We start from the raw sequence: 23,923 nt of genomic DNA on the forward strand, positions 1-23,923 counted from the left end.
GCGCTCCGCGCCGAAGATCGCGACGGTGTCGGTCATCACGCCTGCGATATGCGCGGCATCGTTGCGATGAATGAAGGTGCCGAGCCCGGACAGCTTCGACACCACGTTCGGGCATCGCGCGAGCCGCGTCATTCCGGTGCGCCAGGCGGCGCGGCCCTGCGGCGACAGATCCTCGAGCATGCCGGCATGCTGCAGGATGAACGTCACGTCAGGGCAGGCCTCCGCGAGGCCGGCCGCATCGGCCATCTGCGGCGCGAACACCTGCAGGTCAAAACTCCAGCCATAGTCGGCGAGGTGGCCGACATTGCGCCGGATCACGGGATCGGTGCAGAGATCGGCACGGGCGGCGAAGCGATAGAGCGGATTTTCGTGCCAGTGCAGCTGCATGCGCACGCCGCGCACCAGCGGGTAGCGCTTCAACCGATCGAGCTGCGGCCGGACGTCGGCGACGGAAAAATCGGCATAGGCGACGAGGGCGTGCGGCCAGCCGTGCCGGTCCCCGGTCTGCTGCACCCAGGCCGCCTCGTCCTCGAACCGGCCGGTCGGCCAGTTGGTCTGGACATAGACCGAGCGGGTGACGCCGGTGCCCTTGAGGTCGTCGAGATATTCCCCGATCGGATAGTCACGGCGGATCGGCTCGTAGGGGCCGAAGATGCGCGGCTGCATCGGGCCGGACAGCCAGGCGAGATCGGCCTGCCGCCAGATGTGATGATGCCCGTCGACAATGCCAGTCACGCGGCTCTCCTTGTTCCAAGCGACAGCAGATGCGCGACAACAGCCGCGCTGGATCCGCCGTCCACGAGATCGTCGACAAAGCGCTGGATCGCGATCAGCGCCTCGGTTTGCGGCGTGAAGCCGGGCGAGGTTGCGAGCGGCGTCAGCCAGCTGACGCGCCAGGCCCGCCGCGCCAGTTTTGCCACGGCATCGCGCAGCGCAGCCGGATCGCCGCGTTCCAGGCCGTCGGAGACGATCACGACCGCGGCGCCGCCGGCATATCCGCCGAACCGGGGCACGGCGAGGAAGGCCTGCAGCGCGTCGCCGATTCGGGTGCCGCCGTCCCAGTCGCTGACCAGGAAGGAGGCCGCGTTCAGCGCCTGCTCGCGCCGCTTCAGCCGCAGCGCCGGCGTGACGCGGGTCAGTCTTGTGCCGAAGGTGAAGACCTCGACATTGCCGGCCGCCTGCACCAGCACATGCGCGAGCTTCATGTTCTCCTCGGTGCGCGCCTTCATCGAGCCGGAGACGTCGATCAGGAACAGGATCTTGCGCGCGCGCTGGCGGCGGCGCATCCGCCCGAGCCGCAGCACCTCGCCGTCATTGCGCACGCTGTCGCGCAGCGTGCGGCGCAGATCGGCGAACGGGCCGCTCCGTGCGCGATGGCGCCGGTGGCCGCGCCTTCGCGGCAGCCGCTTTGCCGCCTCACGCGACAGTTTTCGCAGCGGATCGCTGGTCGCGGCCTGTGCAAAGCGGCGCTCGACCAATGCCTCGGCGCGCGCTGCGGCGAGGCCGGACTCATTGGCCTCGTCGGCGAGCGGCGGCTCGTCCTCGCCGCGGCCTTCCTCCTGCAGGCGGACGGTCTCCTCGTCCTCGCCCTCGGCCTGCTCGATCGCCTCGGCGCCGCGGAAGTGGATGTCGAACAGCCGGTCATACGTCGCGCGGCGCTCCGGCGGCGGCGCCAGCGTCGCGAGCCCGGCCTGGCGGATGTGCTCGAGATTGCGCGGCCCGAGCAGCTCGATCGCCGCGAGGAAGCTCGTCGTCTGCTCCAGCGCGACCGCGAAGCCGTTGGCGCGCAGCAGTGCCACAAAGGACACGAATGTCTGCGCCGCGCGCGGCAGCTTGAGGTCATCGCTCACGCGGCCGCCTCCGCAATGATCGCATCGAGCCGGGGTGAGATGAAATGCAGATCCTCCTCGTCCTTCAGCGCGACGCCGATCGAACGCTTGAACGCATCCGGCCAGCGCGCGCCGCCCTTGTTGAGCAAGGTCGCGGCCTCCGCCCAGTCGACCGCCTCGGCGATCCCCGGGGCCTTGCTCAGCGGCTCGCGGCGCAACCGGCCGACGGCGGCGACCACCGCGCGGGCGGTGGCCTCGGCCACGCTGGACGCCCGCATCATCACGATGCGCGCCTCGCGCTCGGCATTCGGATAATCGATCCAGTGATAGACGCAGCGCCGCCGCAGCGCCTCGTGCAGATCGCGCGTCCGGTTCGAGGTCAGCACCACGACGGGATGTTCGGCAGCGCGCACCGTGCCGCGCTCGGGGATCGAGATCTGGAAGTCGGAGAGGAATTCGAGCAGGAAGGCCTCGAACTCCTGATCGGCGCGGTCGATTTCGTCGATCAGCAGCACCGTCGCATCAGGCGCGCGCAGCGCGGCCAGCATCGGGCGCTCGATCAGGAAGGCGTCGCCATAGATGTCGATGCTCTCCTCGCCGGCCTGCCGGATCGCCAGCATCTGGCGCGGATAGTTCCACTCGTAGAGCGCAGCCGCAGCGTCGATGCCCTCATAACATTGCAGACGGATCAGCTTGCGGCCGAGCACGGCGGCGATTGCTTTCGCGGCCTCGGTCTTGCCGACACCCGGCGCGCCCTCGAGCAACAACGGCTTGCCGAGCGCCAGCGAGAGATAGGAGGCCGTCGCGATGCCGTCGTCGGCGAGGTAGTAGGCCGCGCGCAGCGCCTTCTCCAGCGCCTCGGGGCTGTCGATGCCGACGATGTTGCTGCGGACCGGCATGGCGAGACCTCAGCGCCGCGGCTGCGGCCGCGCGCCGCCCTGCGCCTTGATCGCGCGCAGCACCTTCTCCGGCGTGATCGGCAGATCGTCGATCCGCACCCCGACCGCGTTGAAGATCGCGTTGGCGACCGCAGGCAGCACCGGATTGGCGCACATCTCGCCCGGTCCCTTGGCGCCGAACGGACCGTCGGGCGCCGGGCGCTCCAGCACTGCGATGTCGTGCGGGCAGATGTCGCCCGGACCCGGCATCAGATATTCGACGAAGTCGCGCGGACCGTGCACCGGCTCCGGATAATAGGGCTCCGGCGTTTCGTAGAGCGCGTGGCTGACGCCCATCCAGGCGCCGCCGACCAACTGCTGCTCGACCAGCCGCGGATTGAGCGCGCGGCCGAGCTCATAGGCGGAGTCCATCCGGACCATGTCGACCTCGCCGGTCTCATCGTCGACCTCGACCTCGGCGACGAGGCAGGCATGCGCGTAGCATGTCGCCGGCGACATCTCGCCGGTCTCGGGATCGACGTCCGACAGCGGCACCAGGAAGATGCCGCGGCCGGAGATCGTCTTGCCCTGCTTGAACTGCGCGGCGATCGCGACGTCCTTGGTAGAGATCGAGCGATGCGGCGCGCCCTTGACGTGGATGTTGCCGCGGCCGTCGGTATCGAGGTCGGCGGCGTTTACTTCCAGCTCCTCGGCAGCCGCCTCCATCATCACGCCGCGCGCTTCCCGCGCCGCGGCCATCACGGCGTTGCCGACGCGGTGCGTGCCGCGCGAGGCGAACGAGCCCATGCAGTGCGGGCCGGTGTCGGAGTCGGCAGTATCGACATAGACGTCCTCGACCGGCACCCCGAGCGTCTCGGCACAGATCTGGCGCGTCACCGACTTCATGCCCTGGCCGAGATCGATCGACGACAGCGCCACGGTGAACTTGCCGCTCGGGTTGGAATGCACCAGCGCCTGGCTCGGATCGCCGCCGAGATTCATGCCGATGGGATAATTGACCGACGCGATGCCGCGTCCACGGTGCCGGGTCATGGTCAGCGCCTCCTGGTGCCGAAGACGGAAGAGAAGCGGGTGGCGCCATGCGACGGCGCGGCCGGCCGTGGCGGCGGAGACGACGGTGGCGGCGAAGAGGGCGGCGGTGGCGGCGGCTCGCGGGTCGCGGCCGGGGCGCGGTCATACGTCGTGCGCTGCTGGGACGGTGCGGCCGGCGGCGCATGCGGCTCGCGCGGGGTCGACGTCACGGCGGCGCGGGCGCCGCCACCATCCTTGCGCGACGACATCCGCTTGAAGTCTTCGCGGAGCGGCCATTTGGCTTTCTCCGCGGCAACCTGCACGCATTCGATCAGCGCGGTGTTCTTGGCCTCGCGGCGGTGCGCCTTCATGTCGCCGTCGCGATACGCATTGAGGATCCGGAACTCCATCGGGTCCATGCCGACCAGATGGGCGAGCTTGTCCATCTGGCATTCGATGGCGAAATCCATCGCCGTGACGCCGAAGCCGCGCATCGCGGTCGCGGGCGTCCGATTGGTGAAGACGCAATAGACGTCGCCATGAACGTTCGGGATCGTGTAGGGGCCGGGCAGATGGGCGGCGCATTTCACCGCCGCATAGCTCGACAGCCGCGTATAGGCGCCGCTGTCGAAATAGGCGCGCACCTTGCGGGCGACGATGCGGCCGTCGCGCATCACGCCGTCCTTGATGTAGATGCGCTCGGCGCCGCGCGGCGGCCCGTACTGCATCTCCTCCTCGCGTCCGAACAGATAGCGCACCGGGCGCCCGGTCAGCATCGCGCCGAGGATGCAGAGCGGCTCGGTCAGGGTATCGACCTTGCCGCCGAACCCGCCGCCGACCGTGCCGCCGATGAAGTGGAAGGTGTTCGAGGGCACGTCGAGGATCTTCGCGCAGGTATCGACCGAGAAGAACAGCGCCTGCGTCGAAGTGTAGACGATGTAGCGGCCGTTGGTATCGGGCGCTGCGATCGAGCCGTTGGTCTCGGTCGGCGCGTGCTCGATCGGCGACATCTGGTAGCGCTGCTCCAGCACATGGTCGGCCGTCGCAAGTGCGCGGTCGGCATCGCCGAAGCGCAGCTGCTGGTGATCGTAGGTCTCGTGATAGGTGAAGGCGTTCTTGGGATAGACCTCGTTGACCACGGGCGCACCGGGTTTCAGCGCGTCCTCGACATCGAACACCGCCGGCAGCGGTTCATAATCGATCTTCACCTTGGCGATGGCTTCATAGGCCTCGCGCGGGCTGTCGGCGACGATCGCAACGATCGGCTCGCCCTTGTACCGCACCTTGTCGACCGCGAGCGACGGCTCGTCGTCCTTGCCGAAATTGATCAGGCTGAGCAGCGTGTTCAGATTGCGCGGCACGTCGGAGGCGCGGATCACGCGCTGGACCCCCTGCGACCGTTCAGCCTCGGACGTGTCGATGCGGCGCAGCCGGGCATGCGGATGGGCGCTGCGGACCACTTTCAAATGCAGCATGCCCTGCAGCTTGTGATCGTCGAAATAGGGCGAGGTACCGGTGACATGGCCGAGCATGTCCTGGCGCTGCGTGCCTTTGCCGATCTCCTTCAGATTGTCGTCGCGCTCGTCGGCGAAGATGTCCTTGCGCAGTTCCAGCATGGCACTGTTCCCTTACGCGCGAGCCCGGCCGCCGGATGCGGCGGCCAAAACGGCGTTGATGATCGGCTCATAGCCGGTGCAGCGGCAGATGTTGCCGGAGATCGCCTCGACGACCTCGGCGCGGCTCGGCTGCGGATTGCGGTCGAGCAGCGCCTTCGCGGCCATCAGCATCCCTGGCGTGCAATAACCGCACTGCGCGGCGAAATTGTCGGCAAAGGCACGCTGCAGCGGGTGCAGGTTGGGGCCGTCCTTGATGCCGTCGAGCGTCTCGACCGAGCGGCCGGCGACCGTTTCGGCGAGCGTCAGACAGGAGAGATGCAATTCGCCGTCGATCAGCACGCTGCAGGTGCCGCAGCCGCCCTGGCCGCAGCCGAACTTCGGCGTCATGTCGCCGATCAGCTCGCGCAGCGCGACCAGCAGGTTGGTGCCGCCATCGACGAAGATCGCGACGTCACGGCCGTTATGCTGGAATTGAAGGGCAGTCTTGGCCATCACGATTTATTCCTGACCGGACAACAGACGACGTAGATGCACGCCGACGATCTCGCGGCGATACCAGGCGCTGGCAAGCGCATTATCGCCGGGCGACGTTCCTTCGACCGCTGCCGCAGCAGCCGCGCTGATCGTGGACAAATCGAGCGCGCGGCCTTCCAGCGCGCGCTCCGCGGCGCGGGCGCGGATCGGCGTCGGCGCCATCGAGCCCAGCGCGACGCGGGCGCCGACGATGCGGCTGCCGTTGACCGGCAGGTGCGCCGCGAGCGTGACCACCGCGCCGCCCTTGGGCTTGATCCGCGCGATCTTGCGGTAGCGGAAGGCCTCAGTGCCGCCGGGCCTGGCAAAGGAGATCGCCAGCACCAGCGATCCGGCCTGCCGGTCGCGCGATTGCAGGAACTCTTCGATCGGGATATCGCGCCCGCCGAGGCCGCCTTGGACGGACACTGTGGCATCAAGCGCGAGCATCGCGACCGTGAAGTCGCCATATGGCACCGGCGCGAACAGATTGCCGCCGACGGTGCCCATGTTGCGCACCGCCGGTCCGCCGATCGAGCGAGCCGGGGCGTGCAGGAAGGCGAGGTCGCGTTCGGCCAGGATGCGCGCGAAGGTGACGCCGGCACCCAGCGTGATGCGCGAGCCCGTGGCATCGATCCGTGTCATCGCATGGTCGCTGGCGCGCACGATGGTCGAGATCGAGACGTCGCCCTCGTTCAGCGCCCGCATCACCAGCGTGCCGCCGCCGAGATAGCGGGCGCTGCGATCCGAGGACAGCGCCGCCGCGGCGTCATGGGTGCTGGTGAAGGTCTTCACCGTGACTGGCATGATGTCGTTCTCCGCTTACGCGGCCTCCTTCAGATGCCGGCGGATGGCGTCGAAGCCGGCCTGGTAGATGTCTTCCGAAACCATCTGCGTGATGCGCTCGCTGTCTTCGGTCCGCGTCGTGAAGCGCGACTCCCAATGCCAAAAGGTGCGGTCGCCGTCGGTGACTGGCAGCAGGCGGACATGCGCGACGTAGTTGAACATCGGGATCGGCGTATCGAGCAGGCAGTAGCTGAACGATTGTTCAAGGTCGGACAGCGCCAGCAGTTGCTCGCGCAGCTCGGCGCCGTCCTTGAGCTTGAAGCGCCTGACGCAGCCGATCTTGTCGGACGGCTGTGCGCGTTCGATGCCGCTGGTTGCGACCGCAGGATGCCATCGGTCATGACCGTTGAAATCGCGCAGCACGGCCCACACCGCATCGGTCGGTGCATCCAGGATCGTGCTCTTGACGATATGCGGCACAGTCAAAATCCAATATCTGCGGTTTTGATGTCTCGAGCCGCTTGCCTTACCTCTCCCCAGCGGGGAGAGGTCGGCGCGTAGCGCCGGGTGAGGGGGCGCAGGTCCCACGAGGGTCCGCGACCCCTCACCCGGATCGCATCTTGCGATGCGATCCGACCTCTCCCGCAAGGGGAGAGGTAGACCGTCTGTTCGGAGATATCTGATCTATGCATTCGCTATCCCCCGAACGCCCGCTTCAGCGCGTCGAAGCCACCCTGGAACACGCCGCTGCCGATATTGTTGACGAGCTCCGTCTCGCGTTCCGGCGCGCAGTCGAATTCGGCGGTCCATTCCAGAAAGGTCTGGTCGCCGTCGGTGACCGGCGTGAGCCGCAGTGTCGCGACGTAGTTCTCGACGCCCATCGGCGATTCCAGGATCGAATAGGTGCAGAACATGTCGTAGTCGGACAGCCCGAGCAGCTTCTCGCGGATGCGATCGCCGTTGCGCAGCCGGAAATCCCTGACGCAGCCGATCTTGTCGGAGGGCTCGCCGCCCTCGATCCGGCTTTCCGCGATCGCGGGATGCCAGTTCGGCAGCCCGTTGAAATCGCGGACGCGGGCCCAGACCCGGTCGTTGCGGGCGTTGACGACGGTGGAGACGTAAACCCGTGCCATGGCTTCAGCTCAGTCCTTCTTGCGCGGCGTGCGCTCGGGGCGCGCCGGCTCGCCGCCGCCCTCGGGCGCTGCCGGCTTGGCATCGCCACCGCTCTTGCGCGCGGAGTCCTTGATGCCTTGCATGTCGCGGGCTTCGCGGATCAGGCCGGGCATCTTGGCGAGGCTGCCGCCCTCGACGCCGATATCCGACAGGATCGAGTCGATCAGCGGCGCCTGCACGCGGTAGCGCAGCGCCGAGTCGATCACCTCGTCGGTGGCGCTGCGGCCGGTGCCGTTGCCATGGCCATTGCCGTTGAGGCCGTCGACCTGGAGGATGCGGATGCCTTCGATCTTCTCCATCGGCTTGACGCTCTCGCGCACGATGCCCTCGATGCGGTCGAGCAGCTTGCGGCGGAACAGCGAGTAGCGCGCCTGGTCGGTGAGCACGTTCTCGGCCTCGTTGAGCAGGCGCTGCGCCTCGGCCTCGACCGCGGCGCGGACGCGTTCGGCTTCCGCGGCGATCCGTGTCTCCTCGGCCTGCTTCTCGGCCAGCAGCACCTCGACCGTCTTGCGCCGCTTCGCGATCTCGCTTTCGCGCGCGGTGACGACGCGCTCGGCCGCTTCCGTCGCGCGGACCCGCGCGTCCTCGGCGGCGGCGCGCGCCGCGGATTCTTCCAGCGATTTCTGATGCAGTGCGATGGCCTTTTCCATCAGCGCGGTCTCGACGTCCTTCTCGCGGTTGACCTCCAGCTTGCGCAGCTCGCGCTCGCGGCCGATGCGGGCCTCGTCGAGGCCACGGTCCGACGCAATCCGTGCGCGCTCGACCTCCTCGCGGGCGACAATCTCGGCCTCCTGCAGCGACTGGTTGCGGGCGACCTCGAGCTGCTCGATCGCACGGCGCCGCTCGATCCGGGCCGCCTCCAGCGCCTGCTCGCGCGAGACGTCGGTGGTGTCGATGTCCTTGCGCGCCACAATCTCGGCCTGCCGGACCTGCCGGTCGGCATCGATCCGCTCGGAGCGCTTGGCGGCGAGCGCGATCACGCGCTCCTCGTCGGCGAGCTCGATCGCCTTCTTCTGGTCGATGTTGAGCACCTCGCGGGTTCTGGAGGAGGCGATCCGTTCGCTCTCCAGCGTCAGCTCGACATCGATGCGCTGCCGCTCGACCGCGTCGCGGCGCTTCAGCTCGGCGGCCTCGATCGCCCCGGTGCGCTCGATCTCGAGCGCGCGGGTCTCGCGCTCGGAGCGGATGCGCTGCGCGGCGACCGACTTCTCCTGCGAGATGCGCGCCGCCTCGATCGCCTCGCGGGAGGCGATATCGGCTTCCTCGATCGCACGGGTGCGCGCGATCTCAAGTGCCCGGACGTGCTCTTCCTGAGCGATCCGCGACGCTTCGGTGGCTTCGCGGGCACTGATCCCGGCGATCTCGACCGCCTGGTTGCGCTCGATCTCGAGCTTGCGCGTGGTGTGGTCGGCGGCGATGCGCTCGGCGGCCAGCGTCTTCTCGCGGGCAATGCGGGCGGCCTCGACCGCCTTCTGCGCCTCGATCTCGGCCTCCTGGATGGTGCGGACCTGGTGGATTTCCAGCGCCCGGGTGCGCTCGTCGGACGAGATGCGCTCGACATTGACCGTCATGGTCTGGGCGATGCGCGCCTTCTCGGTGGCCTCGCGGGCGGCGATCTCGGCCTCGTCGACCGCGCGGGTGCGCTCGATCTCGCGCCGGCGGGTCTCTTCCTCATTGGCGATGCGGGCGTCGGTGACGACGCGATCCTGCTGGATCCGCGCCTTCTCGATCGCTTCGCGGGCGGCGATCTCGGCTTCCTCGACCGTGCGCATCCGCTCGATCTCGCGTTGGCGAACCTCGCGCTCGGAGGCGATGCGCGTGGTGTCGACCGAGCGCTGGTTGGCGATCCGGACCTTCTCGATCTCCTCGCGGGCCAGCAGTTCCTTCTCCTCGACCGCGCGGGTCCGCTCGATCTCCTTGTGCCGGGTCTCGCGCTCCGAGGCGATCCGGGCTTCGGTGATCGCCTGCTCGTTGGCGATCCGCGCTTTCTCGATGGCTTCGCGCGCCGCAATCTGGGCCTGCTCCGACTCAGTCTCGCGCAAGGCGCGCTCACGGGCGACCTCGGTGCGCTGCAGGGCGCGGCGCATCTCGATGTCGCGTTCCTGCTCGAGACGGGCGGTCTCGCTCTCGCGCTCGATCTCCAGCGCCTGGCGCTCGGCCTCGAGATTGCGGGAGCGGATCTTGATCATCGAGTCCTGCTCGATGTCGTTGCGCAGCTTGCGCTTGGCCTCGATGTCCTCCATCAGGCGGGTCAAGCCTTCGGCGTCGAAGCGGTTCGAGGGATTGAAGTATTCGAGGTCGGTCTGGTCGAGATCGGTGATAGCGACCGACTCCAGCTCGAGGCCGTTTTGCGCCAGCGCTTCGGCGGCATTGGCCTTGACGCGGGCGACATAGTCGCCGCGCTGCTCGTGCATCTGCTCCATCGTCATCTCGGAGGCGACCGAGCGGATCGCGGAGATGAACTTGCCGGAGAGCAGGGTGTGCAGCTGCTGCGGCTCCATGGTGCGGCGGCCGAGCGTGGCAGCGGCGATCGAGACCGCCTCGCGGGTCGGCTGAACCCGGACGTAGAAATCCGCCTCGATGTCGACGCGCATGCGGTCGCGGGTGATCACGGCGTCCTGCCTGGAGCGCACGATCCCCATCGGCAGCACGTTCATGTTGACAGGCGTGTAGTCGTGGATGAAGGGCAGCACGAAGGCGCCGCCATTGATCACCACGCGTTCGCCGAGGAAACCGGTGCGGACGAAGGAGACCTCCTTCGACGAACGGTGATACAGCCAGTTCACGACATAGACGATGATGACGATCGCGACGATTGCGACGATGAGCCAGAGGATCAATTCACCGACCAGCATCCCCGACATCTCTTCCTCCCTTGGTCACGGCGGCTAGCGCGCGCCGATCGCCTTGAATTTGCGAACCTGATCCGTCAGCGCCCGCTCGACCGGCAGGCGTTCCATCGAGGAGGCGCCGTAGAAGCCGTGGCAGTTGCGGGTCTGCTTCATGATGAAATCGGCATCGGCGGGGTCCGCGATCGGACCGCCATGCGCGAGCACGATGATGTTCGAATTGACGCTGAGCGCGGCCTCGGCCCAGGCCTCGATGCGGGCAGGGCAGTCGGCGAGCTTTGGCGCGGTCTGCGCGCCGATCGTGCCGCCGGTGGTCAGGCCCATATGGCAGACGATGATGTCGGCGCCGGCGATTGCCATCGCGGCGGCCTCCTGCTCGCTGAACACATAGGGCGTGGTCAGCATGTTCTTCTCATGCGCCTTCGCGATCATGTCGATCTCGAGCGCATAGGACATTCCGGTCTCTTCGAGGTTGGCGCGGAAGGTGCCGTCGATCAGGCCGACGGTCGGGAAGTTCTGCACGCCGGCAAAGCCGAGGGCCTTGAGCTGGTCGAGGAACACATCCATGTCGCGGAACGGATCGGTGCCGTTCACGCCGGCGAGCACCGGCGTCTTGGTCACGACCGGCAGCACCTCGCCGGCCATCTCGACGACGATCGCGTTGGCATCGCCATAGGGCATCAGGCCGGCGAGCGAGCCGCGGCCGGCCATGCGGTAGCGGCCGGAATTGTAGATCACGATCAGGTCGACGCCGCCGGCCTCCTCGCATTTTGCCGACAGTCCCGTGCCGGCGCCGCCGCCGACGATCGGCTCGCCGCGTGCGATCATGGCGTGAAACTTCTTCAACAGCGCCGTGCGTTCAAACCTGGCCATGGGTCACCTCGCCACTCTCCGCCGGCCACCGGCGCGTCCGAGCAACGGGCGGAACGCGTTGACGATGGCGGCGGTGAACTCGGGATCGTTGATGTTGCGCTTGATGCGGATGATCTGCCGGTTGCCGGTCTGGCGCACGGTGCGCTCCAGCGCGCGGAACAACGCCGCATCGGCCTCCGGGTCCCAGAACGGCTGGCCGGGTGCATCGAGTGCGGAGACGCCGCCTTCGGCCAGGAAGAAGCGCACCGGCCCGTCCATCTGGTTGAGTCGTTCGCCGATCCAGCGGCCCATGCGCTCGTTCTCATCCGGCGTGGTCCGCATCAAGGTGACCTGCGGATTGTGGATGTGGAGTTTGCGCTGCCGATAGCGCTCCGGGATCGTGTCGGGTGCGCCGAAGTTCACCATGTCGAGCGCGCCGACCGAGCCGACATAGGGCACGCGGCTGCGGATGATGGCGCCGAAGCGATCCTCGGTCGCCGGGAACACGCCGCCCATCAGGAGGTCGCAGACCTCGGTCGTGGTGAGGTCGATCACGCCGGCGAGTTGGCCGGACTCGACGAGCTTCTCCATCGAGCGGCCGCCGACGCCGGTGGCGTGGAAGACGAGGCACTCGAAATCCTCGCGCAGGTCGGCTGCGATCTTCTGCACGGCCGGCGTGGTGACGCCGAACATGGTGATGCCGATCGCCGGAAGGCTCGCGCCTGCATCGCGCTGCTTGCCGGCCTGTTCATCGAGCCGCGCCTTGACCATGCCGACCAGCGCATTCGCGCCGTTGCCGAGTACCGTGCGTGAGATCGAGTTGAGACCCTGCACGTCGGTCACCGAATACATCATGGTGATGTCGGCGGGACCGACATAGGGACCGACGTCGCCGGACGCGACCGAGGAGATGATCAGCTTAGGGACGCCGACCGGCAGCGCGCGCATGCCCGGCGCGACCAGCGACGCGCCGCCGGAGCCGCCCGCGGAGATGATCCCGGCGATATTGCCCTGGCGGCGCAGCCACCGCTCGAAGGCGTCCGCCATCGCCGTCACCGAGGCGCCGCGATCGGCGCCGAACACGCCGGAGCCGCCGCGGCTGTGGTTCAGTGCGATCTCCTGCGCAGTGACGTCGCAGCTCGCCGCTTTGCCGCTGGTCGAGACGTCGACCAGTCGGGTGCGCAGGCCGCTGCCGGCGATGATATCGCGGATGAAGCGCAGCTCTGCGCCCTTGGTGTCCAGCGTGCCGACGACCAGCACGACGGGTGGCCCCGACGTTCTGGACGTCGCCGGTTCGCGCCGCGAGCGACTTGTTTCCTCGAGACGCGTGACGGCAGCGGATTGCGTCCGGGCGGCGGCCTCGATGCGCGCGATCGGTACCGGCTGCGACCAGCGTGTCGGCAGTACGGGATTGGAGACGTAGATGCGGGTCGGCCCCTTGCGTTCCGGCTGCGGGGCACCGGCCGTTTCAGCCTTCGCCGGCGCTGGCTCGGCGTCGGTCTCATCGGCGCCATGGGTGCCGACACCCAGCAACCGCTGCTGCAGCTCGCGGTCGGTTGCAAGGCGCACGGAATCGATGATGCGGTTGATGCGGCCATTGACCATGATGGCGACGTTGCGCGACACCGCCGTCGCGACGCCGATGTTCTGCTCGATGACCAGGATGGAGATATCGCCCTCGTCGCCGAGGCGCAGCAGCATGTCCTCGACCTGGGCGACGATCACGGGCGCGAGGCCTTCGGTTGGCTCGTCCATGATCAAGAGATGCGGATTGGTCAGCAGCGCGCGCGCGATCGCGAGCATCTGCTGCTCGCCGCCGGACAGCTGGTTGCCGCCATTGCTCTTGCGCTCGGCGAGGCGCGGGAAGGTGTCGTAAATCCGCTCGATGGTCCAGGCGCCCCGGCGCAGCCCGCCGGCAAGCGCCAGGTGCTCGTCGACGGTCAGCGAGCGCCACAGGCGGCGGCCCTGCGGCACATAGCCGACGCCGAGCCGGGCGATCCGCGCCGGATTGAGCCGCGTGACCTCCTCGCCGCGGATCCGGATCGAGCCGCCGCTGGCACGCACGAGGCCCATGATCGCCTTGCACAGCGTGGTCTTGCCCATGCCGTTGCGGCCGACCACCGAGAACACGCCGGACTCGAGCGTGAGATCGACGCCCTGCAGCGCATGCGAATGGCCATAATAGACGTCGAGGCCTTTCACCTCGAGCGCGGGCACGGCGCGGCGGTCATTCATGGCCGCCTCCGAGATAAAGCCCCTGCACCTCGGGATCGGATTCGATCTCGCGCGGCAGGCCTTCCTTGAAGATGCGGCCGTTGTGCATCATCGTCACGCTCTCGACGACGCGCAGCGCGACGTCCATGTCGTGCTCGATGATGATGTAGCCGATATGGGCCGGCAGCGAGGTCAGGATCTCGATCAGCTCGCGCCGCTCGGTCGGCGACAGCCCCGCCGCCGGCTCGTCGAACAGGATGAAGCGCGGCGCGCCGGCCAGCGCCAGCGCGATCTCGAGCTGGCGCTGCTGGCCATGCGCGAGCTCGGCGACGCGCTGGTCCTTCACGCCGCTGAGGTGCACCGCCTGGACCAGCGTTTCCGTCGCGTGCATCAGCGCATCGTTCTGCCCCGGGCGCAGGAACGAGAACCGGCCGCGCGAGACGCCGCGGCAGGCGAGGTAGACATTGTCCTGCACGGTGAGGCCGGGGAACAGTGCCGAGATCTGGTAGGTGCGGCGTAAGCCCCGGCGGATCCGCTCATAGGGCGGGAACTGGGTGATGTCCTCGCCGAAGAAGCGGATCGTGCCTGATGAGGGCGGAAAGTCGCCGGTGATGCAGTTGAACAGCGTGGTCTTGCCGGCGCCGTTCGAGCCGAGCACCGCGCGGCGTTCGCCGGGCCGCACCGTGATGGTGACGTCGGTCAGCGCCGCCAGCGCGCCGAACAGCCGCGTCACGCCGCGCAGCTCGAGCGCCGCGCCGGCGCCGACCACGGACAGCCGCTGCGCGACGCTATCCATGGCGGCCTCCGCCTGAACGTTGGGTCGAGGATGCATTGCGCCGCCGCCAGCGTTCCCAGAGGCCGATCACGCCGTCGGACGACCAGAACACGATGGCGAGGAAGCCGAGACCGATCAGCAGTCGGAAGCGGTTGCCGTCGAGGCCGAACTTGATCAGCACGTCGAGCGCGAAGGTCCGCAGCAGCACGAAGATCAGCGCGCCGATGAAGGGTCCGATCGGCCGCGTGATGCCGCCGACCACGGCGATGATCAGGACGTCGATGCAGGCGCCGACGCTGACCGAGCCGGGCGAGATCTGCCGGTAGTTCCAGACCTGCAGCACGCCGCCGAGCGCGGCGATGAAGGCCGCGAAGGCGTAGGCCGCGATGCGATGCGCATTGGGGTTGAAGCCGAGCGCCGCCATGCGGCGGGAATTGTCGCGGACACCCTGCAGCGCGAGGCCGAACGGCGCGCGCGAGACATACTGGACGGCGAAGTAGCAGATCGCGGCGACGCCGAGCGTGACATAGTAGAAGGCGATATCGGCGCGCCAGTCGACGCCCCAGAAATGCGGCGTCGCGACGGTGTTGATGCCGGTATGGCCGTTGAAGATCGCCCAGTTCTGGTTGGTGAAGTAGTAGAACGCCGCGCCGATCGCGAGCGTGATCATGATGGTGTAGATGCCCTCGGTGCGCACCGCGAGCGCGCCGCCGAGCGTGCCGAACAGCGTCGCCAGCGCCAGCGCCATCGGGGTTGCCAGCCACCACGGCCAGCCGAGGCTGATATTGGCGTTGCCGCTCATGCCGAACACCGCGACCATGTAGCCGGCGAAGCCCGCGATGGTGAGCTGCATCAGGCTGACCATGCCGCCATAGCCGGCGAGGAACATCAGGCTGAGCGCGATGATGCCGAGGATCAGCGTGGTGGCGAAGATCTCGATCAGGAAGAAGCCGTTGGCGATCAGCGGCATGATCACGAGGATCAAGGCGACCAGCCAGGCCGCCGGATTCTGGAATTCCGGCCAGGCACGGACCCAGGCGCGTCGGGTCGCGTCGGCGGATGGATCGGGGCGGAACTGGGTGCTCTGGAGCAGCGACATCGGTCATCGCCTCGCGAGCAGGCCCTGCGGCCGCAGCGCCAGCACCAGCACCATGATCAGGAAGGTGACGACGATGGCGTAGGTCGGGATGTAGACCGAGCCGAGCTGCTCGGCGAGGCCGATGATGACGGCGCCGAGCGCCGCTCCCGGGATCGAGCCCATGCCGCCGACGATCACGACGACGAGGGAAGCGAGCAGGAACCGCGTATCCTCGCCCGGCGACAGCGACTGGAAGGTGCCGCCGACCACGCCGGCAATGCCGGCAAGGCCCGCGCCGAGCGCGAACACCAGCACGAACACCAGCTGGATCCGCACGCCGGTCGCGGCCAGGATGTCGCGGTCGTCGACGCCGGCGCGCACGATCATGCCGATCCGCGTGCGGTTGAGCGCCAGCCACATCGCGATCCCGATCACGACGGAGGCCGCGAAGATCACCAGCCGCACCAGCGGGTATTGCAGATAGACCGGCTCGCCCGATGATTTGATCGCGGTCAGCAGCGGCAGTTGGATCGGGCCGATCAGCCAGCTCGGGGTCTGAACCTGGTAGAAGTCGCCACCGAACACCCAGAGCATCAGGTCGGCGAACACGATCGAGAGCCCGATCGTTACCATGGTCTGTCTGAGGTCCTGACCCTCCATGCGTCGGAACACCACGAGTTGCAGGATCACGCCGACCAGTGCCACCGCGATGAAGGCGACGATGAAGCTGAGGAGCCACGACCCGGTCCAGCTGCTGATCGCGTAGCCGACATAGCCGCCGAACAGATAGAGCGAGCCGTGCGCGAGGTTGACGTTGCGCATCAGGCCGAAGATCAGTGTGAAGCCGCTCGCCACGAGGAAATACAGCCCGCCGAGCGTGATGCCGTTCAGCACCGCGTTCAGGAATACGCGCTTGCGGCCGATCGCGGCCTCCAGCCCCGGCGGCCAGATCGCGAACACCAGCCACGCGAGCACCGCGACCGCGATGATCACGATCAGCGCCCAGGCCGGATGGCGTTCGATGAACCTGGCCATCTCCGTCGCGTTCCCTCAGTGGTCGCGACCGTCTGCCGGGCCGCGTGTCCGGTATCCTACCGAGGGCGAAAGCTCAGGATTTGATCGACAGTATCTTTTATCGTGTGCTCCGGAACTCGTTCACGGCCGCAACACCTTGGCGGCGCGGCGATAGTCGGTCGGCGCCATGCCGACATTGGCGGCGAAGAAGCGGGTGAAGCCGCTCTGCGAGGAGAAGCCGAGGTCGAAGCCGATATCGGCGATCGGCGTCTCGGTCGCCACCAGCGCGTCCAGCGCCTGCTCCATGATCAGCGTGTTCATGTAGAGGTGAGGGGTGACGCCGGTCTGGGTGCGGAACAGCCGGTAGAAATGCGGCCGCGACAGCCCGGCCTCGCGCGCGATCGCATCGAGCTCGATCTCGGCGCCGGGGCTTTCCGACATCAGCTTGATCGATTTGCGGACGCGGAAATCGGTCACCGCGGCCGCCGCGCGCGCGTCCTGCGCCGCCTGCCAGCTCTCCTCGTAGCAGGAGTCGATCAGCTGCCGGAGCTCGCAATCGAGGCTGCGCAGCGACGGCGCGCCGCACACCAGTGCTGCGGTGCGGCGGATCAGCCGGTCGAGCGCTTCGGTGCGCGGAAAGAAGGTGCGGCCGAACCGCAGGCCCTGTGCCGTCGCGGGCTGCGGCGCGAACCATTCGGCGTTGACATAGAGCACGAAGAAGATCGCGCCGTGGTCCATGTCGGTCGGCAGAAAATTGTGCGGTTCCCACGGGTTGACCGCGACCACGGTATCGTCCTTGAGCAGCAGCCGTTGCTCCGAGACGTCGATCTGCGCCGGCGTTCCGCCGACATGAAAGATCAGATGCCCTTCGCGGTGCGCATGCACGTTGAAGGGACGGTTCAACTGATAGACCGTCGCGCGACCGAACCGGCCGTGGAAGACGGCAAGCGCTCTGCTCATGCCTCCCCTCCCGCGGGATGTTCTTGTCTTTTCGACAAGCGTTCAACATCCGCCCGCGGAAAGCAAGGGCGAGCAGGGCACATCATGCAACCGCACGCCTCGTCATGGCCGCCGTGCCTGCACTGCAACAAATACGTCAGTACTTCTTGCACTCCGGGACCGTGCGGCTCGGCAGGCCGATCTTGGCGAACACCGCCGGATCGTAGCCCAGCGTCTGGTTGACGTTCGGGATCACCTTGACGACCTTGCTGAACAGCGCACCCTTGCCATCATCGACCACCTCGGTGACGAAATTGGTGCCGATTGCCTGGCGGTTGGAATCGAGCTTGATCTTGCCGTTCGGCGCGTCGATCTCGATCTTCGCCAGCGCGTCCTTGAGCTTGGCCTGGTTGTTGGAGAGATCGCCATTGACCTGGCGCAGCGCCAGGATCAGCGCCATGGTCGAGCCGTAATAGTTGGTCGCGAGCAGCGACGGGCTCGGGAAGCGTTTGGCCGGCGGGAAGGCATCCTGATAGGCCTTCACGAATTTCTGCCAGCCCGGATCCTCCCAGGTATCGGCCTGGCCGCTCGCGGCGATGGTGCCGATCAACGCGTTCTTGGCGTTGCCCTTCGACGACAGGATGGTCTGGTCGATCATGATCGAGCCGCCCATCAGATGCGCCTTGCCGCCGGCCTGCTGATACTGGTTGAGGAAGTTGACGGCATCGGCGCCGCCGAGGCCGAGATAGATCGCGTCGACATCGTCAGGCAGCGCGGCGATCACCGAGGCAAAGTCCTTGGTGCCGAGCGGCACCCATTGCCGGTTGGTGACCTGGCCGCCGGCGCCGCAGAACTCGAGCACCAGGCCAAACACCTGGGTGTAGATGAAGGAGTAGTCCTCGCCGACGGTCGCGATCTTGCGATAGCCCTTGGTCTCGTAGGCGTATTTGCCGAGGCCGACCTGCCACTGCGCGCCGTCCATGTTGTAGCGGAAGAAGTTCGGCGCCGGATCGACATAGGTCGTCTCCTGCGCGCCGGAGGCGGCGTTGACGAAGGTCAGCTCCGGATGGGTCTTGGCGAAGTTCTTGACCGCGATGCCTTCGTCGCCGGATAGCGGCGACAGCAGGATCTGCACCTTGTCCTGCTCGATCAGCTTGCGCACCGCGCGCACCGCGGAGTCGGGCGTCGCGTCGGTCGAGGCGACGACAAATTCGAGCTCCTTGTCGCCGATCTTCTTGCCGAGCACGTTGAGCGCCGTCTGGTGACCGCGCATGCCGTCCTCGCCGAGCACCGTGTAGGTGCCCTCGAGCGTCGCGGTGACGCCGACCTTGATCTTCTCCTGAGCGAACGCCGTGCCCGAAAGCAACAGGCTGCTCAACGCAATCAGTCCCAAACTGCCTTTCAACATCGCGCTCCTCCCTCTGTGTTGTCGCCGGCGTCCACTTGGCGTGCGAAGGCCGGATAGGCGCCGGTTGTTGCGGGCAAAGCTAGCCGAAGGCGGGCGCGGCGCGGATGTCGTCGGCGCGGGGTGGCTTAACGGGCAGTCTCATTTTGATTGTTGCGCCGCAGCGCGGCTCGCGGCGCAATGTCGCGGAGCTGCAACCGGGGAAGAGAGTGAGGCGATTGATATTTGATGTCGTCCCTGCCTAGTGCGTGATTGCGCACGAAAGCAGGGATGATGTGATTTGTTCTCGTTCAGTACGCGCTGCTCTTGGCTCCGTCATCCCGAGGCTCGCTCCGCTCGTACCTTGGGATGACGGTGACGGAGTTGGTAGGGGCGCCCCCTCCACCCGTCGTCCCTGCGAAAGCAGGGACCCATAACCACACGGTTGTGTTGTTGAAGGGTGCTGCGGCCCCAGCGTCGCGCAACTGCTGTCATTTGTGGTTATGGGTCCCGGGTCAAGCCCGGGACGACACTGAGTGTGTGGCTCGATTTTTGGGTCATACATCCGCTGAGTCATACGTCCGCATTCTCGCGACATGAATGTTCGCAAGATGTGGTTGCCGGAACCGATGGTGGCGCGCATCGGAGATTGGATAACTGCGACGAACATCGAGGTTCCCTTGCCTTTGCCAAACATTGTCCATCATGAGTCTATCAACTTCGCGTGTGGTGCCTGTTGAACGCGGAGACAGGGGATCGCCGGAACCCGAGGTGCACGGACTCGGGTCGTGTCAACAGGCAGGCGGAGCGGAACAATCAAGCAAATCGTGGTGCGACGATGCCTGCCGTCCTTGCCGGGGCGGGCAAGGCGAAAGTATTTCATCGCTGCAGCGCGACGCGTTCTGCGTTCGGCGTGCGTCGCTGTCGTCGGTTGCTCGCTGTGCGAGCAGGCTCACGCGCTCGACTTCTTTGGTCTGTTCGGTTCCGACGATCCGCCGCCGGTTAGCGCCACGACGCTGTCCTATCGGTTTGAGATCGAAGCCAAGACGCCGGAGGGCAAGAACGATAGCGACGCCGAGCAGGCATTGCGCGATGCCGCCGGCACCTATCGCCTTCGACAGGAACCGCCGCCGGACGGGGAAGGTCTCGCGCGCCGGCTGCAGGCAGATATCAACCCGCTGCTCGATGCCCTTTGGGGGCTTGGCCGCTACAACGCCCAGATCGATGTGACGATAGATGGAGTTCCAATCTCCCTCGACGAGACTGGGCTTGCCGCGGCAGCGCGTCGGGCCGACAGCTTTCGCAATCGGACCGTTGTGCCCATCAAGGTCATCGCGCGACTTGGTCCGTTGTTCAAGCTGCGCGCCGTTGATGTAGACTATCCGCGCGACCAAGCGCCGCAGGGATTGCCGCGCCGCGCGTTTGCGCTGAAGTCCGGTGATCCCGCGATCTCTGCCGACCTGCGCGCCGCGCAGGTGAAGCTCATCGACTGGTTCCGCAGCAACGGACATCCGCTCGCGAAGGTCGCCGACGTCAAGGCCACCGTCGATCATGGCGCCGCCGCGATGGACTTTCGGTTGCGGGTCGAAGCGGGCCCCAAGGCCGGCATCGGCGCCGTGACGATCTCGGGCGGAGATGTCGATCCGCGAGTGGTGGCCACGCACGTCTACCTGAGGGAAGGCGAGCCCTATTCGCCGGAGCGGCTCGCCTTGGCGAAAACCTCGATTGCAAAGATCCCGGCCATCGGGGGAATTCGCGTCCGCGAGGCCGACAAGCTCGATGGCAACGGCAACCTGCCGGTCTTCATCGATTTGACGGAAAGGCCCAGGCACGCGGTCGGCCTCTCGGCAAAATATTCCACCGTCGATGGTCCCGGCATTGCAGGCTATTACGAGGATCGGAACATATTCGGCGGCGGCGAGCGCCTGAGGCTCGAAGCATCCGCCTCGCTCCTGCAACGGATCGACGGCACGTCCTTCACCGGCTTCAATAATCTGCGCGGCTCGGATTTCGGCGCACGGTTTACCGGCACCTTCATCAAGCCAGGCTTGTTCGGTACGGCCAACGATCTTCTGATCGAGGCCACTGCGTTCCGCGAGCGCGTCGGCAACAACGACCTCGGCGGTTACACTGACGACACGGTGCGCGGCACGTTCGGCGTGATCCATCGCTTTTCGGAGGCGGCTTCGCTGCAGGCCGGTCTTCAGGTCGAGCAATCGAAATCGCAGGACGTGCTGGGGCGGGTCGATGCGACACTGATCGGCTTCACGGCGACCGGCCGCTACGACACGACAGACAATCCGCTCGACCCCACCCGCGGTGTGCGCCTCTCGGCGACCGTCAATGCCTATCCGAAGCTGATGGGTTCCACGATCGATCTGTTCGAAGCGCGGGTTGCGGGCTCCGCCTACTATGCGCTCGACGAGCAGGCCGACTACGTTCTGGCGGGTCGGTTGGCCGCAGGCTCGCTTGCGGGCGCGCCGCTCGACCAGATTCCGGATGCACATCGCTTCTTCGCCGGCGGCGGCGGATCCGTGCGCGGTTACGGCTTCAACACCATTTCGCCGATGATGTTCGGTCAAATCACCGGTGGTCGCGGCCTGATCGAGGGCTCCGCCGAGGTGCGGGTCAGGATCACGCCCACCATCGGTCTCGTGCCATTCTTCGACTTTGGCACCGCCTCCCGATCGTCCCTGCCGGGCTTCGACGACTATGTGGGCTACGGCGCGGGACTCGGCTTGCGTTATCTCACGCCAGTCGGCCCGATCCGCCTTGACGTTGCGACACCGCTGAATCCTCGCCCCGGCGACAGCCGTTACGCGATCTATGTCAGCATTGGGCAGGCCTTCTGATGCGCATCCGACGGCTGTTCATAATCGGTTCCGCCGTCGCGGCCATGAGCCTCATCGCTGCCGCGGTGCTCGGTGCCGTTCTCTACGGAATGGCGGGCGGGAACGGCGAGAACCAGCAGGATGTGCTGGCCAGTCTTGTCTCGCGGACGCTCTCGACGCCGGCGACCCAGGTCCATGTCGGCGCCGTCGATGGTGTGCTGTCCTCGGATGCCACGGTCCGCGACGTTAGCATCACCGACAAGGACGGCGTCTGGCTGACGCTCGACAAGGCGCGCCTCGTCTGGCGACGCAGCGCACTATTGCTGGGGCGGCTGGAAATCGACCGCCTCGAGATCGGCACGCTTGAGATCAAGCGAAAACCGCTTCCGTCCGACCAGCCTGCCGCCGATTCCGATCAGCCGATCCTGCCCGACCTTCCGGTGAAGGTGCAGGTGAAGGCTTTCGATCTGCGGGCCTTGACGCTGGGACAGTCGATTCTGGGTGAAGCTTTGAGTGTCGCGGCGACAGGCAATACCGAGCTCGGCTCGCCCTCGGAAGGGCTCGTCTTCAACCTCGATGCCACCCGCAAGGATTTCCCGGGCCACTTCAAGGCCGCTCTCGCCTACGTTCCGCAGGGAAATGCGCTTACCCTCGACGTCACGCTCGACGAGCCAGCCCACGGGCTCATGTCGAAGCTCGGCCATCTGCCGGGCGAGCCGCCCGTCACATTCGCATTGGGCGGCAAGGGCACGCTCGACAGCTTTCGTGGTGCCCTGAAGTTGCAGGCCGGCCCGACGATCGATGCGACCGGCACGATTACGCTTGACCGAAACGGGGCGGGCCGAGTGCTCGCAACGCGCCTTGCCAGCCATCTCGAACCGTTGTTGCCGGCGATCGCTGCGCCGGTCTTCGCCGGTGAAACCAATCTCGACAGTGCGACGCATTTCGGTGACGACGGCAGCGTCGCCCTGGACGTGCTGACGCTTACGAGCCGTCTCGCGCGGCTCGACGCGAAAGGTCTGCTCGGAGCCGACAAGGTCGTGGATTTCGCGGCTTCCATCCGCGCCTTGCCGAGCAACGGCGACGTGACCGAGACTGACCAAGGCTCGATCCGCAGTCTCGTCTTCGACAGCCGCGTCAACGGCCCAATCAAGGCTCCCACAGCATCGGTCAAGCTCGCGCTGTCCGGTGCTCATCTGCCGGACGGAGACGTCGAGACGCTTGATGCTTCGATCACGGCCGTTCCTCGTGCCGAGGCCGGCGATCCCGCAACGCGCATCATCCTTGACGCGAACCTGCGCGCTTCCGGCATCGCGCCACGCGACGCGAGTTTGGCGGCCGCGATCGGCAACACGGCGTCGCTCGTGCTCCACGGCGATACGGACCTGGGCGGCCGCGCCAGGATCGAGCGTCTCGAGATCGGCACATCAACGGTCCAGGCAAGCTATACAGGCGACGTCAGCGCCGATCGCCTGAATGGCCGGGCAACCGGAACCGTGCCCGACCTCGGCGCCCTTGCCGACCTTGCCGGGCTGAGGCTTGCGGGCTCGGTGGCGTTCGGCCTCGACCTCGATTCGGACCTCCAGCGTGGCAGCTTTGATATCAGGATGTCAGGTGCCGGCGAGAAGCTTGCGACGGGACTTGCGGCGCTCGACGGGCTCGCGGGGGCGCGGCTCGCACTCGCAGCCGACATCTCTGGCGATGGCCGCGACACTTACACGGTCCGCGGCGCGTCGATCGATGGTGCCCATGTTGCGATTCGCGCCAAAGGAACAGTGACGCGCGACTCGAGCGACCTGTCGGCGCGTGTGGACCTGCCGGATCTCTCGGCGGCCGATGCGCGCCTCACCGGTGCGGGAGCTCTCGACGTCGGCCTGACCGGCGGGCTCACGCATCCCGGCGTTTCGTTCGCGGCCTCGGTGGATCGCGCCACCGCCATGCGGCGCCCGATTCCGCATCTGGCGCTCGCCGCGACGGTCAACGACATCAATGGAGTCTGTGCTGTCGAGGCCAGGCTCGACGGCTCCGTCGACGGCAAGCCGGCGCGCGGGATTGTTCAGGTGAGCCGTCGATCGTCGGGGCCCGACGATCGCGCAGCTCCCGCCTTTGCCGGATGGCACGCAAAGACCATCGACATTGCGATCGGGTCGGTATCCCTGAAGG

Annotated in this window: 19 protein-coding genes and 1 pseudogene; 2 read left to right on the forward strand and 18 right to left on the reverse strand. The window is 67.0% G+C overall.

Annotated features, from left to right (window positions below):
• From PMN64_RS32825 to PMN64_RS32905, 17 genes are all read right to left on the reverse strand, one after another.
• Positions 1 to 735: amidohydrolase family protein (locus tag PMN64_RS32825; protein WP_411783690.1), on the reverse strand; the 735-nt coding region annotated here is incomplete at its 3' end.
• Positions 732 to 1,850 carry a vWA domain-containing protein gene (locus PMN64_RS32830; protein ID WP_411783691.1) on the reverse strand — a complete coding sequence of 373 codons (1,119 nt, stop codon included), beginning with the start codon at positions 1,848 to 1,850 and terminating at the stop codon, positions 732 to 734. The genes PMN64_RS32825 and PMN64_RS32830, both read right to left, overlap by 4 nt.
• Positions 1,847 to 2,728, reverse strand: a complete 882-nt coding sequence (locus PMN64_RS32835) for an AAA family ATPase (RefSeq protein ID WP_137481531.1) — start codon at positions 2,726 to 2,728, stop codon at positions 1,847 to 1,849. The genes PMN64_RS32830 and PMN64_RS32835 overlap by 4 nt, the downstream gene beginning before the upstream one ends.
• A 9-nt stretch (positions 2,729 to 2,737) precedes the next feature.
• Positions 2,738 to 3,760 carry a xanthine dehydrogenase family protein molybdopterin-binding subunit gene (locus PMN64_RS32840; protein WP_279708375.1) on the reverse strand — a complete coding sequence of 341 codons (1,023 nt, stop codon included), beginning with the start codon at positions 3,758 to 3,760 and terminating at the stop codon, positions 2,738 to 2,740.
• A 2-nt stretch (positions 3,761 to 3,762) separates the two neighbouring features.
• Positions 3,763 to 5,355: a xanthine dehydrogenase family protein molybdopterin-binding subunit gene (locus PMN64_RS32845; protein ID WP_411783692.1), complete on the reverse strand. Its 1,593-nt coding sequence runs from the start codon at positions 5,353 to 5,355 to the stop codon at positions 3,763 to 3,765.
• A gap of 12 nt (positions 5,356 to 5,367) precedes the next feature.
• A complete protein-coding gene (locus PMN64_RS32850) occupies positions 5,368 to 5,847 on the reverse strand; it encodes a (2Fe-2S)-binding protein (RefSeq protein ID WP_018273433.1) in 480 nt (159 codons plus the stop codon).
• 6 nt (positions 5,848 to 5,853) lie between these two features.
• Complete coding sequence (locus tag PMN64_RS32855) at positions 5,854 to 6,672, reverse strand: FAD binding domain-containing protein (RefSeq protein ID WP_411783693.1); 819 nt, start codon at positions 6,670 to 6,672, stop codon at positions 5,854 to 5,856.
• Between the two features lie 15 nt (positions 6,673 to 6,687).
• Positions 6,688 to 7,131: an SRPBCC family protein gene (locus tag PMN64_RS32860; RefSeq protein ID WP_050387585.1), complete on the reverse strand. Its 444-nt coding sequence runs from the start codon at positions 7,129 to 7,131 to the stop codon at positions 6,688 to 6,690.
• A 215-nt stretch (positions 7,132 to 7,346) separates the two neighbouring features.
• Complete coding sequence (locus PMN64_RS32865) at positions 7,347 to 7,784, reverse strand: SRPBCC family protein (protein ID WP_411783694.1); 438 nt, start codon at positions 7,782 to 7,784, stop codon at positions 7,347 to 7,349.
• A 9-nt stretch (positions 7,785 to 7,793) separates the two neighbouring features.
• Positions 7,794 to 10,688, reverse strand: a complete 2,895-nt coding sequence (locus PMN64_RS32870; RefSeq protein ID WP_411783695.1) for a flotillin domain-containing protein — start codon at positions 10,686 to 10,688, stop codon at positions 7,794 to 7,796.
• A gap of 24 nt (positions 10,689 to 10,712) precedes the next feature.
• A complete protein-coding gene (locus PMN64_RS32875; protein ID WP_028338490.1) occupies positions 10,713 to 11,546 on the reverse strand; it encodes a phosphoenolpyruvate hydrolase family protein in 834 nt (277 codons plus the stop codon).
• A gap of 3 nt (positions 11,547 to 11,549) precedes the next feature.
• Positions 11,550 to 13,760, reverse strand: a complete 2,211-nt coding sequence (locus PMN64_RS32880; protein WP_411783696.1) for an ABC transporter permease — start codon at positions 13,758 to 13,760, stop codon at positions 11,550 to 11,552.
• Positions 13,753 to 14,535, reverse strand: a complete 783-nt coding sequence (locus PMN64_RS32885) for an ABC transporter ATP-binding protein (protein WP_411783697.1) — start codon at positions 14,533 to 14,535, stop codon at positions 13,753 to 13,755. The genes PMN64_RS32880 and PMN64_RS32885 overlap by 8 nt, the downstream gene beginning before the upstream one ends.
• The gene (locus tag PMN64_RS32890; RefSeq protein WP_411783698.1) at positions 14,528 to 15,613 is read right to left on the reverse strand and encodes a branched-chain amino acid ABC transporter permease; all 1,086 of its coding nucleotides are present in this window, start codon (positions 15,611 to 15,613) and stop codon (positions 14,528 to 14,530) included. Before PMN64_RS32890 ends, PMN64_RS32885 begins: the two co-directional genes overlap by 8 nt.
• 3 nt (positions 15,614 to 15,616) lie before the next feature.
• Positions 15,617 to 16,627 (reverse strand): branched-chain amino acid ABC transporter permease, encoded by a 1,011-nt coding sequence (locus PMN64_RS32895; RefSeq protein WP_028338494.1) that lies wholly within the window; start codon positions 16,625 to 16,627, stop codon positions 15,617 to 15,619.
• Positions 16,628 to 16,747: 120 nt separating this feature from the next.
• Entirely contained in the window at positions 16,748 to 17,566 is an 819-nt protein-coding gene (locus PMN64_RS32900; RefSeq protein ID WP_016847806.1) for a helix-turn-helix transcriptional regulator, read from the reverse strand.
• 136 nt (positions 17,567 to 17,702) lie between these two features.
• Positions 17,703 to 18,953, reverse strand: coding sequence for an ABC transporter substrate-binding protein (locus tag PMN64_RS32905; RefSeq protein WP_028338495.1), 1,251 nt, complete (start codon positions 18,951 to 18,953; stop codon positions 17,703 to 17,705).
• A gap of 803 nt (positions 18,954 to 19,756) precedes the next feature.
• On the opposite strand from PMN64_RS32905, the gene PMN64_RS32910 reads away from it, so the two are divergent.
• Positions 19,757 to 21,781 (forward strand): autotransporter assembly complex protein TamA, encoded by a 2,025-nt coding sequence (locus PMN64_RS32910; RefSeq protein WP_411783699.1) that lies wholly within the window; start codon positions 19,757 to 19,759, stop codon positions 21,779 to 21,781.
• An 82-nt stretch (positions 21,782 to 21,863) separates the two neighbouring features.
• Here the strand turns inward: PMN64_RS32910 and PMN64_RS32915 are convergent, their stop codons facing one another.
• Positions 21,864 to 22,049, reverse strand: coding sequence for a hypothetical protein (locus PMN64_RS32915; protein WP_411783700.1), 186 nt, complete (start codon positions 22,047 to 22,049; stop codon positions 21,864 to 21,866).
• A gap of 151 nt (positions 22,050 to 22,200) precedes the next feature.
• On the opposite strand from PMN64_RS32915, the pseudogene PMN64_RS32920 reads away from it, so the two are divergent.
• Positions 22,201 to 23,923: pseudogene (locus tag PMN64_RS32920) on the forward strand (hypothetical protein); the annotation flags it as partial.

Source organism: Bradyrhizobium sp. UFLA01-814 (assembly GCF_046718885.1).
GTDB lineage: Bacteria > Pseudomonadota > Alphaproteobacteria > Rhizobiales > Xanthobacteraceae > Bradyrhizobium > Bradyrhizobium elkanii.

Bases quoted from the DNA above. Each gene is read 5' to 3' on its own strand.
- PMN64_RS32835 (WP_137481531.1), bottom strand. From the start codon at position 2,728: ATGCCGGTCCGCAGCAACATCGTCGGCATCGACAGCCCCGAGGCGCTG.
- PMN64_RS32840 (WP_279708375.1), bottom strand. From the start codon at position 3,760: ATGACCCGGCACCGTGGACGCGGCATCGCGTCGGTCAATTATCCCATC.
- PMN64_RS32845 (WP_411783692.1), bottom strand. From the start codon at position 5,355: ATGCTGGAACTGCGCAAGGACATCTTCGCCGACGAGCGCGACGACAAT.
- PMN64_RS32850 (WP_018273433.1), bottom strand. From the start codon at position 5,847: ATGGCCAAGACTGCCCTTCAATTCCAGCATAACGGCCGTGACGTCGCG.
- PMN64_RS32855 (WP_411783693.1), bottom strand. From the start codon at position 6,672: ATGCCAGTCACGGTGAAGACCTTCACCAGCACCCATGACGCCGCGGCG.
- PMN64_RS32865 (WP_411783694.1), bottom strand. From the start codon at position 7,784: ATGGCACGGGTTTACGTCTCCACCGTCGTCAACGCCCGCAACGACCGG.
- PMN64_RS32870 (WP_411783695.1), bottom strand. From the start codon at position 10,688: ATGTCGGGGATGCTGGTCGGTGAATTGATCCTCTGGCTCATCGTCGCA.
- PMN64_RS32875 (WP_028338490.1), bottom strand. From the start codon at position 11,546: ATGGCCAGGTTTGAACGCACGGCGCTGTTGAAGAAGTTTCACGCCATG.
- PMN64_RS32880 (WP_411783696.1), bottom strand. From the start codon at position 13,760: ATGAATGACCGCCGCGCCGTGCCCGCGCTCGAGGTGAAAGGCCTCGAC.
- PMN64_RS32885 (WP_411783697.1), bottom strand. From the start codon at position 14,535: ATGGATAGCGTCGCGCAGCGGCTGTCCGTGGTCGGCGCCGGCGCGGCG.
- PMN64_RS32890 (WP_411783698.1), bottom strand. From the start codon at position 15,613: ATGTCGCTGCTCCAGAGCACCCAGTTCCGCCCCGATCCATCCGCCGAC.
- PMN64_RS32895 (WP_028338494.1), bottom strand. From the start codon at position 16,627: ATGGCCAGGTTCATCGAACGCCATCCGGCCTGGGCGCTGATCGTGATC.
- PMN64_RS32900 (WP_016847806.1), bottom strand. From the start codon at position 17,566: ATGAGCAGAGCGCTTGCCGTCTTCCACGGCCGGTTCGGTCGCGCGACG.
- PMN64_RS32905 (WP_028338495.1), bottom strand. From the start codon at position 18,953: ATGTTGAAAGGCAGTTTGGGACTGATTGCGTTGAGCAGCCTGTTGCTT.